Raw genomic sequence first — 24,069 nt, 5'->3', positions numbered from 1 at the left:
CGCTCACCGGCATACACCGGCGCGGTTTCGCAATCGGTTCGCGCTCGTCGCTTGATCAAACGGCTGCTGCGCCGCCGACGATTTCCGAAAGTTCCTTCGTAATCGCGGCCTGGCGGCTCTTGTTGTACGAGAGCTGCAGTTCGTTGATGACCGTCTTCGCGTTGTCCGACGCCGCCTTCATCGCCACCATACGGGCCGACTGCTCCGAAGCCATGTTTTCCGCCACGGCCTGATAGACCAGAGCTTCGACATAGCGCACCAGCAGTTCGTCCACGACGGTTTGCGCGTCCGGCTCGTAGATGTAGTCCCACGCCGACTTCGGCGTCGTGCCGTCGTCATCCGCTTCCAGACGCTCGGCCGACAGCGGCAGCAGTTGCTCGATTACAGGCTCCTGCTTCATCGTGTTGACGAAGCGCGTGTACGCGAGGTACACGGCGGAAAGCTTGCCTTCCGAGTACTGGTCGAGCTGCACCTTGATCGCGCCGATCAGCTTTTCGAGGTGCGGCGTGTCGCCGAGTTGCACAACGTTCGAGACGACCTTCGCGCGCAGACGATTCAGGAAACCGAGGCCCTTGCTGCCGATCGCAGTTGCTTCGATCGTCGTGCCGGATGCTTCCAGCTCCTTGAACTTCTGCAGCGTCGCGCGCAGCACGTTGGTGTTCATCCCGCCGCACAGACCCTTGTCGGTCGTGACGAGAATCACGCCTGCGACCTTCGCACCGGTGTTTTCCACCATGAACGGGTGGCGGTACTCGGGGTTCGCACGGCTCATGTGCGCAGCGATGTCGCGGACCTTGTCGGCATACGGGCGGGCGGCGCGCATGCGCTCCTGGGCACGGCGCATTTTCGACGCCGCGACCATTTCCATCGCCTTGGTGATCTTGCGCGTGTTTTGCACGCTCTTGATCTTGCCGCGAATTTCCTTCATTCCAGCCATTGCTTTGCTCCTTTGTCGACCCGGGTCAGCGCTTCATTCAGCACTTACCCGGGTCCCAGTCCGTTTATCGTGTTTGATTCCCGGACGGATCAATATGCGCCGGACTTCTTGAAGTCCTTGAGAGCCGCGTGGAGCGCGTTCTCGTCGTCCTTCGACAGGTCCTTCTTGTCCTCGATGCGCGCGACGAGGTCAGCGTGCTTCGACTTCAGGTATTCGCGCAGGCCCTTTTCGAACGGCAGGACGTCCTTGACGTCGATGTCGTCGAGGTAGCCGTTGTTCGCCGAGAACAGCGCAACAGCCAGTTCCCACACTTGCAGCGGCTGATACTGCGGCTGCTTGAGCAGTTCCGTCACGCGGCGGCCGCGCTCGAGCTGCTTGCGGGTCGCTTCGTCGAGGTCCGATGCGAACTGGGCGAATGCAGCCAGTTCACGGTACTGCGCGAGGTCGGTACGGATACCGCCCGACAGCTTCTTCACGACCTTCGTTTGAGCCGCACCACCCACACGCGACACCGACACGCCGGCGTTGATTGCCGGGCGGATGCCCGCGTTGAAGAGGTCGGTTTCCAGGAAGATCTGGCCGTCGGTAATCGAGATCACGTTCGTCGGAACGAATGCGGTCACGTCGCCGGCTTGCGTTTCGATGATCGGCAGTGCGGTGAGCGAACCCGTCTTGCCCTTCACTTCGCCGTTCGTGAACTTCTCGACGTAATCGGCCGACACGCGCGCGGCGCGCTCGAGCAGACGCGAGTGGAGGTAGAACACGTCGCCGGGGTAAGCTTCACGGCCCGGCGGGCGGCGCAGCAGCAGCGAGATCTGACGGTATGCCCAGGCTTGCTTGGTCAAGTCGTCATAGATGATCAGGGCGTCTTGACCGCGGTCGCGGAAGTATTCGCCCATCGTGCAGCCGGCGTACGGCGCGAGGTACTGCAGCGCGGCCGATTCCGAAGCCGAAGCGGCAACGACGATCGTGTATTCGATCGCGCCCGTTTCTTCGAGCTTGCGCAGCACGTTCTGGATCGACGAAGCCTTCTGACCGATGGCGACGTAGATACAGATGAGGTCCTTGCCCTTCTGATTGATGATCGTGTCGACGGCCACCGCGGTCTTGCCGCACTGACGGTCGCCGATGATCAGCTCACGCTGGCCACGGCCGATCGGCACCATCGAGTCGATCGACTTCAGACCCGTTTGCACCGGCTGCGACACGCCTTCACGCCAGATCACGCCCGGAGCGATCTTTTCGATCGCGTCGGTCATCTTCGCGTTGACCGGGCCCTTGCCGTCGATCGGGTTGCCGAGCGGGTCGACCACGCGGCCGATCAGTTCGGGGCCAACCGGCACTTCGAGAATGCGGCCCGTCGTCTTGACGATGTCGCCTTCCGAGATGTGCTCGTACTCACCCAGAATCACGGCGCCGACCGAGTCGCGCTCGAGGTTCAGCGCGAGGCCGAAGGTATTGCCCGGGAATTCGAGCATTTCGCCCTGCATCACGTCCGACAGGCCGTGGATACGCACGATACCGTCGGTCACGGAGATCACGGTGCCCTGATTGCGAACGTCTGCGCTCGCTTCAAGGCCCTGGATCCGGCTCTTGATCAGCTCGCTGATCTCAGAGGGATTGAGTTGCATTATTCGCTCCTGATGTTCAATTCTGTTGCGTGCCAGCCGCCGCGCCCGATTTCTGCAATCGAGGCGCTCAGGCGGTCAACGCCGCCTGCATGCTGGCGAGCCGCGCGCGGACCGAGGTATCGAGCACTTCGTCGCCGACCGTGACGCGCACGCCGCCGATGAGCGAGTTGTCGATCTCGACGGTCGGCTTCAGCTTGCATTTGAACTTGCGTTCGAGGCTGGCGACGAGGTCGTTCAACTGGGCGCCTTCGAGCGGGAACGCGCTGACGATCACTGCGTCAGCAGCACCTGCCTTGGCGTTCTTGAGCGCTTCGAACTGCGTCTGGATTTCCGGCAGCAGCGCCAGGCGATGATTCTCGATCAGCATCTGCACGAGGTTCTTCACCTCGGCCGATTCCTTGACCGGCGACTTCACCGCCGCGAGCAGCAGCTCGGCGACCTGGGCATGGCTCACCTTCGGGCTCGTCGCGACCGACTGCACCTCGGGCAAGGCCGCAACCTGTGCCAGCTCCGAAACGAGCGTGGACCAGGCGGCGGTGTCACCAGCTTCGGCCACGCCAAACAATGCTTCTGCGTACGGGCGGGCGATGGTTGCAAGTTCGGCCATGATCAGAGCTCGGCTTTCAGTTGATTCAGCAGTTCGGCGTGGGCCGACTGATCGACTTCGCGCTTCAGGATCTGCTCGGCGCCTTGCACGGCGAGGGCGGCGACTTCGGCGCGCAGGGCTTCGCGTGCCTTGACCACCTGCTGGTCGGCGTCGGCCTTCGCCTGAGCGATGATGCGTGCCGCTTCGGCGTGTGCCTGGGCCTTGATTTCTTCTGCGACCGCCAGTGCGCGCTTTTCAGCGTCGGCGATACGGCTTTGACCCTCGTTACGGGCCGTAGCGAGCTCTTCGCCGACGCGCTTGTGCGCCGCTTCGAGTTCCGCCTTGCCCTTTTCCGCAGCGGCGAGGCCGTCTGCGATCTTCTTCGAGCGCTCGTCGAGGGCGTTGATCAACGGCGGCCACACGAACTTCATCGTGAACCACGCGAGGATCAGGAACACGACCATTTGCGCAAACAGGGTTGCGTTGAGATTCACGGTGTTTCCTTAATCGTTGCTATTCCGGGGAATTGAAACGGCAAGGCGCTCATCGGTTGTGAAACTCGATCAGCGCCTCGTCTCCCGTTCCGCCATGCGCCCACTACCCGTTATAGGTCAGGCGCAACCTTCCAGGGAACTTAGCCCGCGAGCTTCGAGAGCAGCGGGTTAGCGAACGCGAACAGCATTGCAACACCAACGCCAATCAGGAACGCTGCATCGATCAGACCAGCCAGCAGGAACATCTTCGTCTGCAGCGGGTTCATCAGTTCAGGCTGACGTGCGCAGGCTTCGATGTACTTGCCGCCCATCAGGCCGATACCGATACAGGCGCCGATTGCACCCAGGCCGATGATGATGCCGATACCGATGGCCGTGAAACCCTGGATGTTGGCGATGAAAGCTTGCATGATCACTCCTTATTGAGATTTTCTGGAACTGGGGATTTAAAACTGCAAATCTGGTTTGACGAGCACTTAGTGCTTGTCGTGTGCCTGGCCGATGTACACCAGCGTCAGCATCATGAAAATGAACGCCTGCAGCAGAACGATCAGGATGTGGAAGATCGCCCAGACGCTGCCCGCAATCACGTGGCCGATGAAGCCAAGCACCGTCGTGTCCGCGCCGAAGCTCCACAGACCGCCCAGCAGCGCGATCAGCAGGAACAGCAGCTCGCCTGCATACATGTTGCCGAACAACCGCAGGGCGAGCGAAACCGTCTTGGCGACGAACTCGATGATGTTCAGTGCAAGGTTCGGGATCCACAGCAGCGGATGCGCGCCGAACGGGGCCGAGAGCAGCTCGTGTGCGAAGCCGCCAGGACCCTTGATCTTGAGGTTGTAGTAAATCATCAGCACGAACACGCCGAGCGCGATGCCGAACGTGCCGTTGAGGTCGGCAGTCGGGACGATGCGCTGGTGCGGCAGTGCTTCGGACAGGCCGAGCCAGCCGATCACGCGCGTGGGCAGGTCGACGGGAATGAAGTCGAGCGAGTTCATGAGCGCGACCCAGATGAACACGGTCAGCGCGAGCGGTGCGATGAATGCGCGGTTGCCATGGACGATGGACTTGGACTGGTCCTCGACCATCTCGACCAGCATTTCGATGGCGCACTGGAAGCGGCCCGGTACGCCCGGGGTCGCCTTGCGCGCAGCGAGGCGCAGGATGAGGATCGTCACGACGCCGCACAGAATCGACCAGAACAGCGTGTCGATGTTCCAGACGCTGAAGTCGACGATCGACGTCTGGTGCGAGGTCGCAAAGTTCTGCAAGTGGTGAGCAATGTACTCGGACGGACCCGGTCCGCTCGTTCCTTCGCTAGCTGCCATATCGTTAGAGCCACCCAAATTGTCGAAAATCGTTTTCGGCCGTTCCCGCCGCAATACTGTATTGCGGGAACACGCCGCCGTGGATCGTGTCTTATCTGCTTCGCATCGGCCAGCTAACTTCCACCGTCATCGCTTCGACGCCCTGATTTGAGGCGGCGCGATGTTGGCGGGTCAGCGCCACGCGAGCGCGATCCAGTATGTCTTTAGTGCGATCAGGTACGTGACGAGCAGCGGAATCCACAGCACGTCGTGATACCAGAACGCGATGGCGACGAACATCGCAATCGTCGCCCCCATCTTGAAGGCTTCACCGAGCATCCAGTTAAATACGGTGCCCGCCCTGCTCAACTGCTTCAGGCGCGCCGCGAACAGCGCACCGGGTAACCAGCAGATCGCTCCGCCCAGGAAGGCCGACAACGCAGCACTGCCCGGCGGCTTATAAAACAGCCACCACGCCAACGTTGCAACCAGGGACAAAACCACTTGCGCCGCGACGACACGAAACGGCGTGACGCGCGATGGGCGACTCACCTGTGCGCCGAAAATTTGCTCGGCTTCGGCCCGGGTGAGCGGAACGATGTCGTTGTTATCTTGCTGGCTGGCGTCCAGTTCATCCCAGCGCGCGTTGTGATCCGCTTTGGAAACAACGCGTCCGGAAGTTCTTGCCGCTGCATCCTGCCCCCGGCTGGATGCTCCGGCTGCGCCCGGCGGTACATCGGGCCCTTCATGCGCCTGTGGCGCTTCGTCTGGCCTCTGACCCACCATCGCTTTATTCCGGAAATTCGCCTTGCACGCGTTTTATTACAGCGTACTTACGGCATCGCCAACCAAATAAATCCGGGCGATTGTAAGCGATAGTTGCAGGCAATTCAAGACTTTAGGCCCTTCAATAACACCCGTGAAATGCGACTTCATGATGCGGAAAACTCAGCGCCGCGAGGGTGTGACCGGTAACTGTAAGGGATGCAGCAGGCAACGCGCAATCATCAGGATGACCAGGTAATTTCGAGCCCATCTGGCGCGCAATCCGGGCTATGCGCCAGGATGTGGGACGGGGTGCCGTCAGAACAGATGCAGCAGCAGCGCGCCGCCCAAAAAGGCCGCGATCCAGAACGGCACGGCGACCAGGTGAAACAGCAACCACACGCCGCGCTGGCCGGACAGACGCACGGCGATGAGGTTCGCCAGCGAGCCGATGGCCACCCCGAAGCCCCCCACGCTCACGCCGAACGCGAGCGCGCGCCAGTCATGCGTGAAACCCGCGAGCACAATGGCGGCCGGAACATTGCTAATCACTTGCGACAGCACCGCCCCTGCGGCAAAAGCGCGCATCGGCGTTTGCAGCGACAGTGACGTCAGCGCGTGATGGATGGCGGGCAGCGCGGCCACGCTGCGCAGGACGATGAACATCAGCACGAAGATCAGCAGCAGCAGCCAGTCGATCTTGAGCACGATGCGAATGCGCCAGATCACAAAGCCCGCGGCGACGGCGGCAAGTGCAACGCCTGCGTGGTGCGCATCGGCGAGCAGCACGAACGCGACGAAGAGCACAGCCGCCACGCTCGCAAGCGCCCGGTCGACGCGCTGCGGCGCGGCGTCTTTCGAGAGATCGAGCGGTACGGTCTTGAAAAGAAACGCCGTGAGCAGGATGAGCATCGCCATGAGCAACGCGCAAAGCGGTGCGAGCCCCACGACGAAGCGTCCGAACGATACCCCGCTCACCTGCCAGAGAAACAGGTTCTGCGGGTTGCCGAGCGGCGTGAGCACCGACCCCGCGTTCACGGCAAGCGCGATGACGATCACGAGGCGCTTGAGCGGCAGCGGCGTGAGCTTGTGCAGCGACAGCACGAGCGGCACCACGACGAAAAGCGCCACATCGTTGGTCACGATCATCGCCAGCACCGCGGCCAGCGCGACGAGCAGCAACGCGAGCCCGCGCTCCGAGTGAATGTAGTGGACGAGCTTGTGCGCGAGCCAGGTCAGCAGTCCTGAATATTCGATACCCTTCGTCAGAATGAGCAGACCCGCGAGGGTCATCACCGTTTGCCAGTCGACAAGTGCGGGCAGCGAGGCGATGGGACGAGGTGCGTAAATCTGCAACGCCACGAACGCCACGATGAGGATCGCGAGCACCGGCTCCGAAACGGCGAATGCGCCGATGCGGCGCAACAGGCTCAAGGGCTCAGGCGCCCCCTGCTCCGATTCGCGCACCGGCTTTATGCGCCGGCGCGCGCGTTAGCCGCGGCGGCGCGCATCGTGCCCATCACGCTGCCGTCTCGCCGCGCAGGCGCAGCAGGATGCCGTCAAGCGCGTCGAGGTCGCCGAAGTCGACCGTGAGCTGCCCTCGCCCGCGTCGGCCGAGCTTGATCTTCACCGATGCGGCGAGCAGGTCCGACAATTCCTCTTCGAGGCGGCGCGTGTCGCGCCCGCCATCGTGCGCGGCCTTCGCCTTGACTGCCGGTGCGGCCTTCGTGGTGGCCGAAACGAGCTTCTCCGTTTCACGCACCGACATCCGCTTGTTGACCACCTGGTTCGCCAGCGTGATCTGCGTGGCCGCGTCCACGGCGAGCAGCGCACGGGCGTGGCCCATGTCGAGGTCGCCGGCCAGCAGCATGGTCTGCACGGGCGCCGCGAGATTGAGCAAACGCAGCAGGTTCGACACCGCGCTGCGCGAGCGTCCCACCGACTCGGCCGCCTGCTCGTGCGTGAAGCTGAACTCGTCGAGCAGGCGCTGGATGCCCTGCGCCTCTTCCAGCGGATTCAGGTCCTCGCGCTGGATGTTCTCGATCAGTGCCATCGCGGCGGCGGCCTGGTCGGGCACATCCTTCACGAGCACCGGCACTTCGGTGAGGCCAGCGATGTGCGCAGCACGGAAGCGCCGCTCGCCCGCGATGATTTCGTAGCGCCCCGTCGCAACCGGGCGCACGAGAATCGGCTGCATCAGACCCTGCGCGCGAATGCTCGCGGCCAGCTCCTGGAGCGCGCCCTCGTCCATGCGCGTGCGCGGCTGATACTTGCCGGCCTGCATCTGCGTGAGCGGCAGCGTGTTAGGCGCGCCGTCGATCTTCACCGCCTCGGTGATGTCCGCGCTGCCGCCGAGCAATGCTTCCAGCCCCCGGCCCAGCCCCTTCTTCCGTGCTACTGCATTCATCGTGCTTCCCCAGTCTCTCGTCAGAGTGCGCGCACGCGCTCGATCATTTCCGCGCCGAACTGCACATAGGCCTGTGCGCCGCGCGAGGCGCGATCGAACACCACGCCCGGCAAGCCGTAGCTCGGCGCTTCAGCGAGGCGGACGTTGCGCGGGATCACGGCATCGAAGACCTTGTCGCCGAAGTGCTCTTTCAACTGCTCGGAAACCTGCTGCTGCAGCGTAATGCGCGGATCGAACATCACGCGCAGAAGGCCGATCACTTTCAGGTCGCGATTCATGTTCGCGTGGACCTGCTTGATCGTATTGATGAGATCCGAAAGACCTTCGAGCGCGAAGTATTCGCACTGCATCGGGATCACCACGCCATGGGCGGCGCACAGGCCGTTGAGCGTGAGCAGCGAAAGCGCCGGCGGGCAATCGATGAGGACGAAGTCGTAATCGGCGTCGACTTCGGCGAGCGCGGCCTTCAGGCGCCGCTCGCGCTGCTCGACCGTCACGAGTTCGACCTCGGCGCCGGCCAGCTCGCGGTTGGCCGGCAGGACGTCGTAGCCGACCTGTTCCGGTCGCGTGCGCGCGGCGTTCACCGTGACACCGTCGACGAGCACCTCGTAGACCGTGTTCTCGCACGCGGCCTTGTCGATGCCGCTGCCCATCGTGGCGTTGCCCTGCGGGTCGAGGTCGATGAGAAGGACACGTTGTCCCTGCGATGCGAGGCTCGCGGCGAGATTGACCGTTGTCGTCGTCTTGCCGACGCCGCCCTTCTGGTTCGCAACGCAGAAGATTTTTGCCATCTTTTGTGTGTCCCTTTTACTGCCTTAAGAAGTTTGCTTACGTTATTACGCAACTGCTTCGCGCACCTTTCGGCCGATTGGCCATCGCCGGATCGGCTCAGGCCCCGGCGACCGACTCAACCGACACTTCGATCAAGTGGCGCTCCGCATCGAGCATCGGCACGCTCAGGCGGATCGTGTTCAGCGCCCGGGTGCCGGCCGGCAGACGCTCGATCTCGCCTTCGGGGTGCACACCCTTCATGGCCCAGATCGCGCCACCCTCGGCAACGAGATGACGGGCCAGTGTAACGAAATCGGCGAGATCCGCGAATGCCCGAGACACGATCAAATCGAATTTTTTCGATACTTCGATGCCGGGACGCAGCGATTCGACCCGACCTGTCACCACCGAGAGGTTCGCGAGTCCGAGTTCAGCCTTCGCCTGCGACTGGAACGCCGACTTCTTCTGCACGATATCGTTGAGCGTGACCTGCCAGTCCGGACGCACGATCGCGAGCACGATGCCCGGCAGTCCGCCGCCGGAGCCGACATCGAGCACCGTTGCGTCGGCGCGCGCGGGCAGGTGCGGCACGATCGAGAGCGAATCGAGAATGTGCTGGATCAGCATCTGGCGCGGATCGCGAATCGCCGTGAGGTTGTACACGGCGTTCCACTTCGCGAGCAGCGCAACGTAGTCGAGCAACTGCTCGTGCTGCCGCTCGGTGAGTTCGACGCCAAGCGCCTGAGCGCCCTCTTTCAGCAGACGAGCGAGCGCGTCGCGGTCCGCAATGCCGGGTTGCCTCGAGCGCCCCGTCATTGCGCCACCGGCGTCGAGTCGATGCCGCTTTCGTCTGCAGCACCCGGATTCTGGCGACGGCGGCCAAGGCCACGCTTGAGGTGAACCATCAGCAACGAAATCGCGGCGGGCGTAATGCCCGAAATGCGCGACGCCTGGCCGATCGTTTCAGGGCGGAACTGGCTCAGCTTCTGGCGCGCCTCGAACGACAGGCCACGCACTTCCGCGTAATCGATGCCTTCAGGCAGACGGGTATTTTCCTGCGCGCCGTTGCGTTCGATCTCGTCGGCTTGGCGATCGATATAGCCCTGATATTTGATGCCGATTTCGATCTGTTCCTTGATCTGGGCTAGCAGAACCTCGTCGTCGGCGAGCGGGGTTTCCGGCGCACAAGCGCCTTCGCGCAGACCGCAAACGCCGTCATAGCTCACACCAGGGCGGCGCAGCAGGTCCGCGAGGTTGTATTCGCGGTCGATCGACTTGCCGAGCAATGCCGTCGCTTCTTCGGCCGAAAGCGTCTTGGGGTTCACCCACGTCGACTTCAGACGCTCTGTTTCACGTGAAACAGCATCACGCTTACGGGAGAAGGCGTCCCAACGGACGTCGTCAATCACGCCCAGTTCGCGGCCGATCTCCGTCAGGCGCATATCCGCATTGTCTTCACGCAGGCTCAAGCGGTATTCGGCTCGGCTCGTGAACATGCGATACGGCTCGGAAACGCCACGCGTCACCAGATCGTCGACCAGCACGCCGAGGTACGCCTGATCGCGGCGCGGGCACCATGCGTCCTTGCCCTGCACCTGGAGGCCTGCGTTCATGCCGGCGAGCAAGCCTTGTGCTGCCGCTTCTTCATAGCCCGTCGTGCCGTTGATCTGGCCCGCAAAAAACAGGCCGTTGATCACCTTGGTTTCGAGCGAAGCCTTGAGGCCGCGCGGGTCGAAATAGTCGTATTCGATCGCGTAGCCCGGACGCAGGATGTGCGCGTGCTCGAGGCCGCGCATCGAGTGCACGAGCTCGAGCTGCACATCGAACGGCAGGCTCGTGGAGATGCCGTTGGGGTAGAACTCGTTCGTCGTCAGGCCTTCCGGTTCGAGGAAGATCTGGTGCGATTCCTTGGACGCGAAGCGATGAATCTTGTCCTCGATGGACGGGCAATAGCGTGGCCCTACCCCTTCGATCACGCCCGTGTACATCGGCGAGCGGTCGAGACCGCCGCGAATGATGTCGTGGGTGCGCTCATTCGTATGCGTGACCCAGCACGGAATCTGGCGCGGATGCTGCTCCGCGCGGCCGAGAAACGAGAACACCGGCACCGGATCGAGGTCGCCGGGCTGCTCTTCGAGCACCGAAAAGTCGATCGTGCGGCCATCGATACGCGGCGGCGTGCCCGTCTTGAGACGGCCCTGCGGCAGCTTCAGCTCCTTCAGGCGCGACGAGAGCGTCACGGCAGCGGGATCGCCAGCGCGGCCGCCCGTGTAGTTGTTCAGGCCCACGTGGATCTTGCCGTCGAGGAAAGTCCCCGCCGTCAGCACGACTGCACGACTGCGGAAGCGGATGCCCACCTGCGTGACGGCGCCTACGACGCGGTCGCCTTCGACCATCAGGTCTTCCACGGCCTGCTGGAACAGCCACAGATTCGGCTGATTCTCGAGACGTCGCCGGATCGCCGCCTTATAAAGAATGCGGTCGGCCTGCGCGCGCGTCGCCCGAACCGCCGGGCCCTTGGACGAATTGAGAATGCGGAACTGGATCCCGCCCTCGTCCGTCGCAGCGGCCATGGCGCCGCCGAGTGCATCGACTTCCTTGACCAGATGGCCCTTGCCAATGCCGCCAATCGACGGATTGCAGCTCATCTGGCCCAGCGTTTCGATGTTGTGCGTGAGCAGGAGCGTCTTGACGCCCATGCGGGCGGCGGCAAGCGCAGCCTCGGTTCCGGCGTGACCGCCGCCGACGACGATTACGTCAAACTCTGTGGGATAAAGCATGGCGGGACCTCACGCAAGGACGAAACGACCGCGTGAGCCTTCTCGGAAAAAGTGGTATGCGCGAATTATAACGGTTTCGGGTTTTCGGCCGTTCACACCCGAATTTTGTTCCCCAGACGCGCCGGCGTTGAACAAAAAAAAGCGCCGTGTTTCACGTGAAACACGCCGCTCATTTCTACAGCGATAGACGAAGTCAGACCGGTTTCTTCGCCAACCCGAGATACGTTTCGATCACGCGCGGGTTCTGCGCCAACTCCCCCGCCGGTCCTTCTAGCGCCAGGTCGCCAGTTTCCAGCACGTAGCCGTAGTCGGAAATCTGCAGTGCAGCGCGCGCGTTCTGCTCGATGAGCAGCGTCGCGACGCCCGTTTGCCGCAGCGCGCTGATGATGTGGAAGATTTCCTTCACGATCAGCGGTGCGAGACCGAGGCTCGGCTCGTCGAGCATCAGCAGATCGGGCTTGCCCATCAAGGCGCGGCCGACTGCGAGCATCTGGCGCTCGCCGCCCGAAAGCGTACCTGCCGCCTGTGTGCGGCGTTCTTTCAAGCGCGGAAACAGCGTGAAAACGGGTTCGAGCTGGTCGAGGAAATTACGCTCACCGGCGCGCTTGCGGCGATACGCGCCGAGCACGAGGTTGTCCTCCACCGTCATCGAGGCGAACAACTCGCGCTTTTCCGGCACGAGACACATGCCGCGCGCCACGCGCCGCTCGATCGGCAGCGCGCCGATCTCCTCGCCCATATAAGCGATGCGGCCGCTCGCATGTCCCGTCACGGGCAGCGCGCCCATGATGGCGTTGAGCAGCGTGGACTTGCCCGCGCCGTTGGGACCGATCACGGAGACGATCTGCCCCGCGCCCACCCTGATCGCCGCCTTGTGCAGCGCCTCGATCTTGCCGTAGCGAACGGCGAGTCCGGAAACTTCCAGAACGGGTGCCGTCATCATTCCACCCCGCCCAGATACGCTTCCAGAACGGCCGGATCCTTCTGCACCTCTTGCGGCAAACCTTCCGCGATACGCGTGCCGAACTCCATCACCACGAGGCGGTCGGTGAGATTCATCACGAAATCCATGTCGTGTTCGACCAGCAGCACGCTCATCCCCTCTTCTCTCAGCTTGCGCAGCAATGCCGCCAACTGTTGCTTTTCCTTGTAACGCAGGCCAGCCGCAGGCTCGTCGAGCAGCAGCAAGGTCGGATCGCAGCACAGCGCGCGGGCGATCTCGAGGATGCGTTGCTGACCGAGCGCGAGGCTGCCCGCTTCGTCATACATATGCTGTTCGAGGCCCACGCGACGGATCTGCTTTGCGGCCTCGCTCATGAGCCTGCCCTCTTCCGTGGCATTGAGTTTGGCCACGCTGCGCAGCACGCCTGCGTGACCCCGCAGATGCGCACCGATGGCGACGTTCTCGAGCACCGTCATCGTCGGCAGCAACTTGACGTGCTGGAACGTGCGGCCAATACCGCGCGCGACGATTTCACGTGAAGTGAGGCGATCAATGCGCCCGCCGCGGAACGTGATCTCGCCGCTGGTCGGCTGAAGCACGCCGGTCACGAGATTGAAGGTCGTCGACTTGCCCGCACCGTTGGGACCGATCAGGCCGATGATCTGCCCCGCCTTCACTTCGAAGCTCACGTCGTTCACCGCCACGAGACCGCCGAACTGCTTGCGCGCCTTGTTCACCGTCAGCAGCATTTCTCCCGTTGCCGGCTTGCTGCGCTGCGGCAAAGCCTCGGCATGCTCGGGCACATGCGCCTGCGGACCACGCGGGAAGAAGCGGGCCACGAATGGCCAGACGCCGCGCCGCGCGTATTGCAGCAGCAGCACCATCAGAATGCCGAACACGATGATCTCGAAGTTGCCGTTCTCGCCAAGCAGCTTCGGCAGCAGGGTTTGCAGCCAGTCCTGCAGCACGGTGAGAATCGCCGCGCCCAGCACTGCGCCCCAGACGTGCGCCACGCCGCCCACCACGGCCATGAAGAGATATTCGATGCCGTGATTCAGACCGAACGGCGTCGGGTTCACCGCGCGCTGCAAGTGCGCGTACAGGAAGCCCGAAACGGCTGCGAGCACGGCCGCATAGACGAAGATCACCACACGCATCCAGCCGGTGTTCACGCCCATGGCCTCGGCCATCATGCCGCCGCCGCGCAGCGCGCGAATCGCGCGCCCCATGCGGCTATTAAGCAGATTCTGAACGGACACCACGGACGCAAGCACCACGACCCAGATCAGGTAGTAGATATGGCGGCCCGATTCGAGGTCGATGCCCAGCACGTTCAGCACGGGAATGCCGTTGATGCCATCGTACTTGCCGAGCATGTCGAGGTTGCCGAACAGGAAGAACAGCGCGAGGCCCCAGGCGATCGTGCCGAGCGGCAGGAAGTGGCCCGACAGACGCATCGTGACGAGCCCCAGAACGAGCGCCACGAGCGCCGTGATCACCACGCCGACGATGAGTGCCAACCAGGGCGAAACGCCGTACTGCGTCGTCAGATAAGCAGTCGCGTAAGCCCCGAGCCCGACGAACGCGGCCTGCCCGAAGCTCGTCATCCCGCCGATGCCGGTGAGCAGCACGAGCCCGATCGCGACGATCGAATACAGGCCGATGTAGTTGAGCAGCGTGATCCAGTACTCGGGCACGTGCACCGGATGCGGCAGCACCGGCAACGCGAACATCACCACGAGGAACAGCCAGAAGAAGCGGTTGTGCATGACGAATCGTTTCATCGCGTCACTCCTCTTCCTCTTCGGCGTGCGGCGTCGAGAGCGAGCGCCACAGCAGCACCGGGATGATCAGCGTGAACACGATCACTTCCTTGTAAGAGCTCGCCCAGAACGACGAGTAAGACTCCAGCAGGCCCACGAGCACGGACCCTGCCGCAGCCAGCGGATAGCTCACCAGGCCGCCGATAATGGCGCCTACGAAGCCCTTGAGGCCGATCAGAAAGCCCGAGTCGTAGTAGATGGTGGTGAGCGGCGAGACGAGAATGCCGCACAGCGCACCGAGGCCCGCGGCGAGCGTGAACGCGAGCCGCCCGGCCTGCGTGGTGCCGATGCCGACGAGCCGCGCGCCGAGCCGGTTCACCGAGGTCGCGCGCAGCGCCTTGCCCGAGATCGTGCGATCGAAATAGAGATACAGCGCGACGATCAACACGGCGGCCGTGCCGATCACCCAGAGGCTTTGGCCCGAGATCGACAGGCTGCCGATGTTGAACGTGGCGTCGGAGAACGCGTTCGTGCGCGAGCCTTCCGCGCCGAACATCACGAGCCCGAGGCCCACCATCGCGAAGTGCACGGCCACCGCTACGATCAGCAGCAGCAGCGTGGTCGCCTCGGCGATGGGCTCATAGGCGAGGCGATAGATGAACGGCCCCATCGGCACCACGATCGCAAGCGTGAGCGCGATCTGTACGAGCATCGGCAACTGCTGGCTCGCTACGCCGCGCGTGACCGCATAGAGCGCGATGGGAAAGAGCAGATACTTGCCGGCAAGCGTCACGAGCGTGCGCGCCGCGTGGCGCCGCCGTTCGGCGTGACGCACGAGCCCGGCGGTCTCGACCAGGAAGCACGCCGCACCGAGCGCGACGAGCAGCCAGCAGGTGGCCGGAAACTTCTGCGATTGCAGCGCGGCGAGCGTGAGCGCGCCAAATGAAACGAATTCGCCCTGCGGAATGAAGATCACCCGCGTCACGGAAAACACCAGCACCAGGGCGAGCGCTAGCAGCGCATAGATCGCACCGGTGGTGATGCCGTCCTGCGCGAGGATCGCGGCGATCGATAAATCCATACTCCCCTCTTCCTGAAACCTTCTGGAACCTGGAAAAACAGCGGCGTCGAAAAACGGCAATGCGGGAAAGAACCGCCGAAGGCGCGGTTCGGCCTTCGGCTGTGAAAAGCCGGTGCGCAGCAACGGAGCTGCGCACCGGTCATGCTCGTACGTGATTCTCAGTGGCCAGAATGACGCTGTAACGCGCGCGCGTGTTCCACGGGAAAACGCACTGCGCTTTCCCGTGCGCCGCACGTTATTCGCTCTGCAGCTTCCACTTGTTGTTGACGATCTCGACGATCACGCGTGCGCGCTGGTCGAGGCCCGCATGATCCGTCGAGCTCATGTTGAAGATGCCGTGCGCGCCCGCCGCGTCCTGCGAGTTTTCGAGCGCGGCGCGCAGCGCCACGCGGAACGCCTCGGTGCCCGGCTGGCCCGCCTTCAGCGCGACCGGAATCGCGCGCTGGAGCAACTGGCCGGCGTCCCATGCATGACCGCCGAAGGTCGCCACTGTGCCAACGCCATAGGCCTTCTCATAGGCCGTCTTGTAGGCCAGTGCCGACTTCTTCACGGGGTTCGAATCGGGCAACTGGTCGGCCACGAGAATCGGGCCTGCGGGCAGCAGCTCGCCTTCGCAATCCTTGCCGCAGACGCGCAGGAAGTCGTTATTCGCCACGCCGTGCGTCTGATAGATCTTGCCCTTGTAGCCGCGATCCTTGAGCGTGGTCGCGGGCAGCGCCGCGGGCGTACCGGAACCTGCGATCAGAATCGCATCGGGGTTCGCCGACATCAGCTTGAGCGCCTGGCCCGTCACCGACGAGTCGGTGCGGTTGTAGCGCTCATTCGCCACGATCCTGAGGTTGTGCTTGCCGGCCGCGCTGGTGAACTCCTTGAGCCAGCTGTCGCCGTAGGCGTCGGTGAAGCCGATGAAGCCCACCGTCTTCACGCCCTGCTTCTCCATGTAGCTCGCGAGCGCGTCGGCCATCAGGCTGTCGTTCTGCGGCGTCTTGAAGGCCCACTGACGCTTCGCGTCGATCGGCTCGACGATCGCGGCGGATGCGGCGAGCGAAATCATCGGCGTCTTGCCCTGCGCGACGACGTCGAGCATGGCGAGCGAGTTCGGCGTGACCGACGAGCCGATGATGGCGTCCACGTGGTCTTCGTCGATCAGCTTGTGCGTGTTCTGCACGGCCTTGCTCGTGTCCGAGGCGTCGTCGAGCACGATGTACTGCACGCTCTTGCCCGCGATCTCCTTGGGCAGCAGCGCGATGGTGTTCTTCTCGGGAATGCCGAGCGACGCGGCCGGCCCCGTTGCCGAGAGCGTCACACCAATCTTCACCTGCGCGGCGGCGATGCCCGCCGTGCCCATCAGCGCCGCTGCGAGTCCGGCACTAATCGAGCTCAATACCCACTTCTTCGTTTTCATTGCGCGTCTCCAAACGCTTGGTCTGCGTGTTGTCGATTGATCCTGCGCCGATTACTAGGATGTTCGTGAATCGGCGCCGGCCTTTGAGTGTAGTAATCGGGATCGCGCGTGTAATGCATGGTTTTCCCTGCCTGCGGCGCCGCACAAGCCGCCGCGCGCCAGGGGGCGCTCTCCGCTTTGTCGCCTGCTCCCCTACTGCTGCAAAGCCGTTGTCACGGCAACAAAAAAGGCACCTCGATCGAGCGTGCCTTTTTCGTGTTTCGTGCGTCATTCAACCGGCGCTCAATCGCCGGCGAGTTTCCACTTGCCGCCGACGATCTCCACCATCACGCGGGCACGCTGGTCGAGACCCGCGTGATCCGTCGCGCTCATGGTGAAGATGCCGTGCGCGCCTGCCACGTCGTGCGAGTTTTCAAGCGCGGCGCGCAGCGCTTCGCGGAAGGCCTTCGAGCCCGGCTGACCCGCTTTCAGCGCGACCGGAATCGCGTGCTGGAGCAGGAGGCCCGCGTCCCACGCGTGACCGCCGAACGTCGAAATCGAGCCTGCGCCATAGGCCTTTTCATACGCGGCCTTGTACGCAAGCGCCGATTGCTTCACGGGATTCGAGTCAGGCAATTGATCGGCGACAAGCAGCGGCCCTGCCGGTAGGTATGTGCCGTCGCAGTCCTTGCCGCACACGCGCAGGAAGTCGTTGTTGGCCACGCCGTGGGTCTGGTAGTACTTGCCCGCGTAGCCGCGCTCCTTGAGCGTTTTCTGCGGCAGCGCGGCCGGCGTGCCCGCACCCGCGATGAGCACCGCGTCGGGGTGCTGCGAGATCATCTTGAGCACCTGGCCCGTGACCGAGGCATCGTTACGCGCGAAGCGTTCGTTCGCGACGACCTTGATGTTCTGTTTCGAAGCGGCCGCGCTGAATTCCTTGTACCAGCTCTCGCCATAGGCGTCTGCGAAGCCGATGAAGGCCACCGTCTTCACGCCGTGCGCGGCCATGTGCTGCGCGATGGCGCCGGCCATCAGCGCGTCGTTCTGCGGCGTCTTGAAGACCCATGAGCGCTTGGCATCCATCGGTTCGACGATGGATGCCGCTGCGGCCATCGAGATCATCGGCGTGGACGTTTCCGCGGCCACGTCGATCATGGCGAGCGAGTTCGGCACGACAGTCGAGCCGATCAAGGCGTCGACGTGATCTTCGCTTGTGAGCTTGCGCGCGTTCTTCACCGCCTGCGTGGAATCGGTGGCGTCGTCGAGCACGATGTAATCGACTTTCTGGCCCGCGATTTCCTTCGGCAGCAGCGCAACCGTGTTCTTTTCCGGAATCCCGAGCGAGGCAGCCGGCCCCGTCGCCGACAGCGTCACTCCGATCTTCACATCTGCATACGCCCCGCCGGCCGTCGCCGCGAGCACCCCGGTCGCGACGCAAGCCGCCCCCATCCAACGCAAAACCAACTGCATCTCCACTCCTTCTATATTCGTTTTCTTTATTGCTACGGATTTGTGGCGCACCGCGGCCGATCACCTCATAGTCCAACCGATAATCGTCTGCGGGAAATCAACGCAAAAATGCTGACCGCATGGTCGGTGATTGGCGAGTGTAGCGGTCTGCGTATTCGGATGGCAAGCGCTTTCCATCTGCTTACAATGAGCAGGATTGCGCGCGCCTTTTGCGTAATGCGCAAACGCTTGTGCAGTGGGCAAAGTACTGCCGCGCGGCTGGTTTGCGTAATACGGGAAGGGATAATCGGTGCGTACGAAGCAGCGTAAGTCGCATGCCTCGCAACGGAAAAAAGATAATCGGCTCGCCGTTGAAAACAGGCGTAGAAATATAAAAAGCGCTGTTGGACTCTCATCCAACAGCGCTTCCTTGTCCGGGCACTTGGTGCCTCAGTTGTCTCCTCGTTCTCCACCTGCAAATTCGGTGCATCAGAACTAAGCGCAACTTTAAACTTCACCCCCCTCTGCAGCAACTAGCATTTACCCTAGTGGTGCAGTGCGGCACCGAAATGGGGCGTGGCGCCACAGGTTTGTCGCACAACGGGGCGCTGCGGGATGCCGCAGCGCGACGTCCTTGCGCGGGCTATGCCAGCTCGCGCCGACCGGCGATCATTCTATCGCAGTGCAGAGCAGTCCTGGCACGCCAGTTCGTCAAGCGCGCAAGGGCCGCACGCGCGCCACGACCTCGCCGACTATGCCGCGCCGGAACGCCAGCACGCAGGCAATGAAGATGATGCCCGTGACGATCGTTGTGGACTCACCGAGTGAGCGGAACCACTCCACGCCCGTCCCTCTCGCGAGCGCCGTGCCGATGTCGCCCAGCCGGTCCTCCAGCGCGACGATCAGCGTCGCGCCGAGCAGCGGCCCGAACAGCGTGCCCATGCCGCCCACGAGCGTCATGAGGATCACGAGGCCGGACATGGTCCAGTACGCGTCGCCGAGCGTCTCGAAGCCGAGTACGAGCACCTTGAGCGCGCCGGCCAGACCCGCGAGCCCCGCCGACAACACGAACGCGAGCAGCTTGAAGCGGTCGGTGTCGTAGCCGAGCGAGACGGCGCGCGGCTCGTTCTCCTTGATCGCCACGAGTACCTGCCCGAACGGCGAATGCACGATGCGCACGATCAGACCGAACGCGAGCACCATCACGACGAGCACGACGTAGTAGAGCGAGAGATCGGAACCGAGCGAAAGCACGCCGAACAGCTTGCCGCGCGGCACGCCTTGCAGACCGTCTTCGCCGTGCGTGAACGGCGCCTGCAGGAACACGAAGTAGACCATTTGCGCGAGCGCGAGCGTGACCATGGAGAAGTAGATGCCCTGCCGGCGAATCGCGAAAATGCCTACCACGAGCCCGAGGACGGTGGCCACCGCCGTGCCCGCGAGCACGCCCACCTCGGGCGTGAAGTTGAGCGACTGGATCGCATAGCCAGCCGTGTAGCCCGCGCTCGCGAGAAACATCGCATGGCCGAACGAAAGCAGGCCCGTGTAGCCGATCAGCAGGTTGAACGCCGCGGCGAACAGGGCGAAGCAGAGCACCTTCATCACGAAGAGCGGATAGGCGCCGGCGAACGGCGCGACGATCAGCCCGATCAGCAACAAACCATAGAGCGCTTTTCTTTGCATCATCGTTCCTTGCCGAAGAGACCAGCGGGGCGAATCAGCAGCACGATCGCCATGATTACGAACACCACGGTCGCAGAGGCCTCGGGCCAGAAGACCCGTGTGAAGCCTTCGATCACGCCGAGCATGAGGCCGGTGAGGATCGAGCCCATGATCGAGCCCATGCCGCCGATCACGACCACGGCGAATACAGTGATGATCATCGGCTGGCCCATGAGCGGCGAGACCTGGATCACGGGCGCGGCGAGCACGCCCGCAAACGCCGCGAGTGCGACGCCGAAGCCGTAGGTGAGCGTGATCATGAGCGGCACGTTGATGCCGAACGCCTCGACGAGCTTGGGGTTCTCCGTGCCCGCGCGCAGATACGCGCCAAGGCGTGTCTTTTCGATCACGAACCAGGTCGCGAAACACACGGCAAGCGAAGCCACCACCACCCAGGCGCGGTAGTTGGGCAAATACATGAAGCCGAGATTGGTCGCGCCGGCGAGCAGGCCGGGCACATCATAGGGCTGCCCCGACGAGCCGTAGATCGAGCGGAACACGCCCTCCACCACGAGCGTGAGGCCGAAAGTGAGCAGGAGTCCGTACAGATGATCGAGCTTATAAAGCCAGCGCAGCATGGAGCGCTCGATCACGACGCCGAAGAGGCCGACCACGAGTGGAGCGACGACGAGCATCGCCCAGTACGGCAGATCGAAGTACGCGAGCCCCATCCACGTGAGCATCGCGCCCAGCATGAACAACGCGCCGTGGGCGAAGTTGATCACGTTGAGCATGCCGAAGATCACTGCGAGACCGAGGCTCAAGATCGCGTAGAACGAGCCGTTCACGAGCCCGAGCAGCAACTGGCTCAGCATTGCCGGAAGCGGAATGCCAAAAATCGTCATGAGAGCCGCCATGAATGCATTAACGGATTACGCAATCATGCCGCGCCCGGCGCACCCACCTCGGGGCGCCGGGCGCGGCATCCGACTGCAGCATTTACGCGCTCGCGCTTACTTCCACAGCGCGCACTTGCTCTCCTGCTTCGTCGTATAGGCCTGCTCGCCCGGGATCGTCTGCAGCACCTTGTAGTAGTCCCACGGCTTCTTCGACTCCGACGGCTTCTTCACTTCGACGAGATACATGTCGTGGATCAGCACGCCGTCCTGGCGGATGTAGCCGCCCTTGGTATAGAAGTCGTTGACCTTGGTCTTCTTGAGCTGCTCCATGACCTTGTCGGAGTCCGTCGTGCCGGCCGCCTGCACCGCCTTCAGATAGTTCGTCACCGCCGAATAGTCAGCCGCCTGCAGTTCGGACGGCATCTTCTTCGTCTGGTCGAAGTAGCGCTGCGCCCACTTGCGCGTGTCGTCGTTCTGGTCCCAGTACCAGCCGGTCGTCAGCACGAGGCCCTGCGTGGTGTCGAGCCCAAGGCTGTGCACGTCGGGCAGGAACATCAGCAGCGCCGCGGTCTTCATCGTCTTGTTGATGCCGAATTCCTTCGCGGCCTTGATCGCGTTGACCGTGTCGCCACCCGCGTTCGCGAGGCCGAGGATCTGCGCCTTCGAGGCTTGCGCCTGCAGCAGGAACGACGAGAAGTCCGACGCCGAAAGCGGATGGCGTACTTCGCCGAGCACCTGACCGCCGTTCGCCTTCACGACGTCCGCGGTGTTCTTCTCGAGCGACTTGCCGAACGCGTAGTCTGCGGTCAGGAAGAACCAGCTCTTGCCGCCCTGCTTGAGCACCGCGAGGCCCGTGCCCTTCGCGAGCGCGACCGTGTCATAGCCGTAGTGGACCGTGTACGGCGTGCACTGCTCGTTCGTCAGGGCGTCCGTGCCCGCGCCCGTGTTGAAGTACACCTTCTTCTTCTCTTGCGCGACCTGGTTCATCGCCAGCGCCGTCGCCGAGTTCGTGCCGCCGAGCAGCATGGTGAGCCCGTCACGGTCGAACCATTCGCGCGCCTTCGAAGCGGCGATATCGGCCTTGTTCTGGTGATCGGCGTACTCGATCTGGATCGGCTTGCCGAGCACCTTGCCGCCGAAGTCCGCGACCGCCATCTTGATCGCCGTGAGGCCGCCCTGGCCGTCGTCGTCGGCGTAAAGGCCGGACATGTCCGTGATGAAGCCGATCTTCACCGCGTCGTCGGCGGCCTGCGCGCTCCCCGCGCTGAACGCCATCGCAGCTGCCGAGGCGGCAAAAAGGCCCGCGAGCCGCGCGAACGTGGTTTTCTTCATTGCAGTCTCCTTCCTTGGTTGCATAATTATCAGGAATACTCCATGAACATCGGAGGCAAAGCGATTCGCGCGGCGCTCATCTCACGCTCACGTCGCGCGCAAAACCAGACCAAAAAATTAAACGCCCAGCAGGTCGTGCAGCACCGGCATCTTTCCCTCGAGTTCGGCAGTGCCGAAGTGCTCGACGATACGCCCGTGCTCCATCACGTAAAAGCGGTCCGCGAGCGGCGCCGCAAAGCGGAAGTTCTGCTCGACCATCACGATCGTGTAGCCGCGCGACTTCAGCGTGAGGATCATGCGCGCGAGCGTTTGAACGATCACCGGCGCCAGCCCTTCGGATATCTCGTCGAGCAGCAGCAGGTTCGCGCCCGTGCGCAGGATGCGCGCCACGGCGAGCATCTGCTGCTCGCCACCGGAAAGCCGTGTGCCCTGGCTGTTGCGCCGTTCGGCGAGATTGGGAAACATCGCGTAGATCTCGTCGAGCGACATGCCCTGCGCCAACTTCGCCCCTTTCGTGCCGATGTGCGGCGGCAGGAGCAGATTCTCTTCGCACGAGAGACTCGCGAAAATGCCGCGTTCCTCGGGGCAATACCCCACGCCGCAGTGCGCGATGCGATAGGTGGGCATCTGGATGGTCTCGCGCCCGCCAATCCGGATCGAGCCCGTGCGCCGGCCGGTGAGCCCCATGATGGCGCGCAGCGTCGTCGTGCGCCCCGCGCCGTTGCGCCCGAGCAGTGTCACGACCTCGCCGCGCCCGACGGACAGATCCACGCCGTGCAGGATGTGCGACTCGCCATACCACGCCTGCAGCCCCGTAATCTCCAGCGCCTTCGCGCTCTCGGTCGCGCCGGCGGCCGCAGTCGTTTCGCGTTCGGTGACCGTATTCATGCGTGCGCCCCCGTAAGGGCAGCGTCCGCACTGCCCATATAGGCCTCGGCGACGAGCGGGTTCTTCGAGACTTCGGCGTAGCTGCCTTCGGCGAGCACCTCGCCGCGCTGAAGCACCGTGATGGTGTCGGAGATGCCGGCAATCACGTTCATGTTGTGCTCGACCATGAGGATCGTGCGCCCGCTCGATACTTTCTTGATGAGCGCCGTCACGCGGTCCACGTCTTCGTGGCCCATGCCCTGGGTCGGTTCGTCGAGCAGCATCAGCTCGGGCTCCATCGCGAGCGTCGTGGCGATTTCCAACGCGCGCTTGCGGCCATAGGCGAGCTCCACCGTGGGCACATCGGCGAAATCGGTGAGGCCCACCTGCGTGAGCAGATCCATCGCGCGATCGTTGAGCTCAGCGAGCGTGCGTTCGCTCTTCCAGAAGTGGTAGGCGGTGCCGAGCGAGCGCTGCAGCCCCACGCGCACGTTCTGGAGCGCCGTGAGGTGCGGAAATACGGCCGAAATCTGGAACGAGCGGATGATGCCGCGCCGCGCGATCTGCGCGGGCCGCTCATGCGTAATGTCGATGCCGTTGAAAACGATGCGCCCCGCGCTGGGCACGAGGAATTTGGTGAGGAGATTGAAGCAGGTGGTCTTGCCTGCGCCGTTCGGTCCGATCAGTGCATGGATCGAGCCGCGGCACACGCGCAGGTTCACGCCGTTCACGGCCGTAAAGCCCTTGAACTGTTTCGTGAGGTCGCGCGTCTCCAGAATCGTGTCGCCGAGAATCATGTCCCCTTCCGAGCGTGGTAAGGCGTAACACTGCAGACCGTCCGTGACTCGTGGTGCACGGTGAGGTCCGGCGCGGACGTGGCGGCGCGCCTCCCGATGCGCGCAACGCGCGCCTGCCGACTTTCGCGTCATTGTCTCGCCAATGATGCAGCGCAATCATTGGGATTTGCACTTAAGGGAGCGCCACAAGGACAGCGAACATTACAACCGGAAG

At 63.3% G+C, this 24,069-nt stretch carries 22 protein-coding genes; all 22 read right to left on the bottom strand.

Annotated elements, in window-relative coordinates; genetic code table 11:
* Positions 1 to 55 precede the first annotated feature (55 nt).
* Entirely contained in the window at positions 56 to 937 is an 882-nt protein-coding gene (atpG, locus tag AB4Y43_RS04950) for a F0F1 ATP synthase subunit gamma (RefSeq protein WP_069264446.1), read from the bottom strand.
* An 89-nt stretch (positions 938 to 1,026) separates the two neighbouring features.
* Positions 1,027 to 2,568: a F0F1 ATP synthase subunit alpha gene (gene atpA / locus AB4Y43_RS04945; protein ID WP_069264448.1), complete on the bottom strand. Its 1,542-nt coding sequence runs from the start codon at positions 2,566 to 2,568 to the stop codon at positions 1,027 to 1,029.
* Positions 2,569 to 2,635: 67 nt separating this feature from the next.
* Positions 2,636 to 3,175, bottom strand: a complete 540-nt coding sequence (locus AB4Y43_RS04940; RefSeq protein ID WP_028203310.1) for a F0F1 ATP synthase subunit delta — start codon at positions 3,173 to 3,175, stop codon at positions 2,636 to 2,638.
* Positions 3,176 to 3,177: 2 nt separating this feature from the next.
* Entirely contained in the window at positions 3,178 to 3,648 is a 471-nt protein-coding gene (locus tag AB4Y43_RS04935) for a F0F1 ATP synthase subunit B (protein ID WP_028213229.1), read from the bottom strand.
* A 140-nt stretch (positions 3,649 to 3,788) separates the two neighbouring features.
* Complete coding sequence (gene atpE / locus AB4Y43_RS04930) at positions 3,789 to 4,058, bottom strand: F0F1 ATP synthase subunit C (protein ID WP_028203308.1); 270 nt, start codon at positions 4,056 to 4,058, stop codon at positions 3,789 to 3,791.
* A gap of 66 nt (positions 4,059 to 4,124) precedes the next feature.
* Complete coding sequence (gene atpB, locus AB4Y43_RS04925; RefSeq protein ID WP_069264450.1) at positions 4,125 to 4,976, bottom strand: F0F1 ATP synthase subunit A; 852 nt, start codon at positions 4,974 to 4,976, stop codon at positions 4,125 to 4,127.
* A gap of 171 nt (positions 4,977 to 5,147) precedes the next feature.
* Positions 5,148 to 5,741: an ATP synthase subunit I gene (locus AB4Y43_RS04920; protein WP_083245236.1), complete on the bottom strand. Its 594-nt coding sequence runs from the start codon at positions 5,739 to 5,741 to the stop codon at positions 5,148 to 5,150.
* 297 nt (positions 5,742 to 6,038) lie between these two features.
* The gene (locus AB4Y43_RS04915; protein WP_256094702.1) at positions 6,039 to 7,154 is read right to left on the bottom strand and encodes an SLC13 family permease; all 1,116 of its coding nucleotides are present in this window, start codon (positions 7,152 to 7,154) and stop codon (positions 6,039 to 6,041) included.
* 85 nt (positions 7,155 to 7,239) lie between these two features.
* The gene (locus tag AB4Y43_RS04910) at positions 7,240 to 8,127 is read right to left on the bottom strand and encodes a ParB/RepB/Spo0J family partition protein (protein WP_042265990.1); all 888 of its coding nucleotides are present in this window, start codon (positions 8,125 to 8,127) and stop codon (positions 7,240 to 7,242) included.
* Between the two features lie 20 nt (positions 8,128 to 8,147).
* Complete coding sequence (locus tag AB4Y43_RS04905; RefSeq protein ID WP_069264452.1) at positions 8,148 to 8,918, bottom strand: ParA family protein; 771 nt, start codon at positions 8,916 to 8,918, stop codon at positions 8,148 to 8,150.
* A 97-nt stretch (positions 8,919 to 9,015) separates the two neighbouring features.
* Complete coding sequence (gene rsmG / locus AB4Y43_RS04900) at positions 9,016 to 9,714, bottom strand: 16S rRNA (guanine(527)-N(7))-methyltransferase RsmG (protein WP_368727148.1); 699 nt, start codon at positions 9,712 to 9,714, stop codon at positions 9,016 to 9,018.
* The gene (mnmG, locus tag AB4Y43_RS04895) at positions 9,711 to 11,678 is read right to left on the bottom strand and encodes a tRNA uridine-5-carboxymethylaminomethyl(34) synthesis enzyme MnmG (RefSeq protein WP_342949167.1); all 1,968 of its coding nucleotides are present in this window, start codon (positions 11,676 to 11,678) and stop codon (positions 9,711 to 9,713) included. Before mnmG ends, rsmG begins: the two co-directional genes overlap by 4 nt.
* 193 nt (positions 11,679 to 11,871) lie before the next feature.
* On the bottom strand, positions 11,872 to 12,621 hold the full coding sequence (locus AB4Y43_RS04890; protein WP_368727147.1) for an ABC transporter ATP-binding protein: 750 nt from the start codon (positions 12,619 to 12,621) through the stop codon (positions 11,872 to 11,874).
* Positions 12,618 to 14,405, bottom strand: a complete 1,788-nt coding sequence (locus AB4Y43_RS04885) for an ATP-binding cassette domain-containing protein (protein ID WP_368727146.1) — start codon at positions 14,403 to 14,405, stop codon at positions 12,618 to 12,620. The genes AB4Y43_RS04890 and AB4Y43_RS04885 overlap by 4 nt, the downstream gene beginning before the upstream one ends.
* A gap of 4 nt (positions 14,406 to 14,409) precedes the next feature.
* On the bottom strand, positions 14,410 to 15,465 hold the full coding sequence (locus AB4Y43_RS04880; protein ID WP_368727145.1) for a branched-chain amino acid ABC transporter permease: 1,056 nt from the start codon (positions 15,463 to 15,465) through the stop codon (positions 14,410 to 14,412).
* A gap of 235 nt (positions 15,466 to 15,700) precedes the next feature.
* A complete protein-coding gene (locus AB4Y43_RS04875; RefSeq protein ID WP_368727144.1) occupies positions 15,701 to 16,870 on the bottom strand; it encodes an ABC transporter substrate-binding protein in 1,170 nt (389 codons plus the stop codon).
* Between the two features lie 282 nt (positions 16,871 to 17,152).
* Positions 17,153 to 18,319 carry an ABC transporter substrate-binding protein gene (locus AB4Y43_RS04870; RefSeq protein WP_368727143.1) on the bottom strand — a complete coding sequence of 389 codons (1,167 nt, stop codon included), beginning with the start codon at positions 18,317 to 18,319 and terminating at the stop codon, positions 17,153 to 17,155.
* Between the two features lie 690 nt (positions 18,320 to 19,009).
* Positions 19,010 to 19,981 carry a branched-chain amino acid ABC transporter permease gene (locus AB4Y43_RS04865; RefSeq protein ID WP_069264465.1) on the bottom strand — a complete coding sequence of 324 codons (972 nt, stop codon included), beginning with the start codon at positions 19,979 to 19,981 and terminating at the stop codon, positions 19,010 to 19,012.
* Positions 19,981 to 20,865: a branched-chain amino acid ABC transporter permease gene (locus AB4Y43_RS04860; protein WP_368603729.1), complete on the bottom strand. Its 885-nt coding sequence runs from the start codon at positions 20,863 to 20,865 to the stop codon at positions 19,981 to 19,983. Before AB4Y43_RS04860 ends, AB4Y43_RS04865 begins: the two co-directional genes overlap by 1 nt.
* A gap of 108 nt (positions 20,866 to 20,973) precedes the next feature.
* Complete coding sequence (locus AB4Y43_RS04855; protein ID WP_069264469.1) at positions 20,974 to 22,191, bottom strand: ABC transporter substrate-binding protein; 1,218 nt, start codon at positions 22,189 to 22,191, stop codon at positions 20,974 to 20,976.
* A gap of 117 nt (positions 22,192 to 22,308) precedes the next feature.
* On the bottom strand, positions 22,309 to 23,079 hold the full coding sequence (locus AB4Y43_RS04850; protein ID WP_368618557.1) for an ABC transporter ATP-binding protein: 771 nt from the start codon (positions 23,077 to 23,079) through the stop codon (positions 22,309 to 22,311).
* The gene (locus AB4Y43_RS04845) at positions 23,076 to 23,855 is read right to left on the bottom strand and encodes an ABC transporter ATP-binding protein (protein ID WP_028203291.1); all 780 of its coding nucleotides are present in this window, start codon (positions 23,853 to 23,855) and stop codon (positions 23,076 to 23,078) included. Before AB4Y43_RS04845 ends, AB4Y43_RS04850 begins: the two co-directional genes overlap by 4 nt.
* Positions 23,856 to 24,069: the final 214 nt, after the last annotated feature.

Source organism: Paraburkholderia sp. BR10872 (genome assembly GCF_040965835.1).
GTDB lineage: Bacteria > Pseudomonadota > Gammaproteobacteria > Burkholderiales > Burkholderiaceae > Paraburkholderia > Paraburkholderia nodosa_A.
Note: the sequence above shows the minus strand (reverse complement) of the source record. Positions and strands in the feature narration are given on the sequence as shown.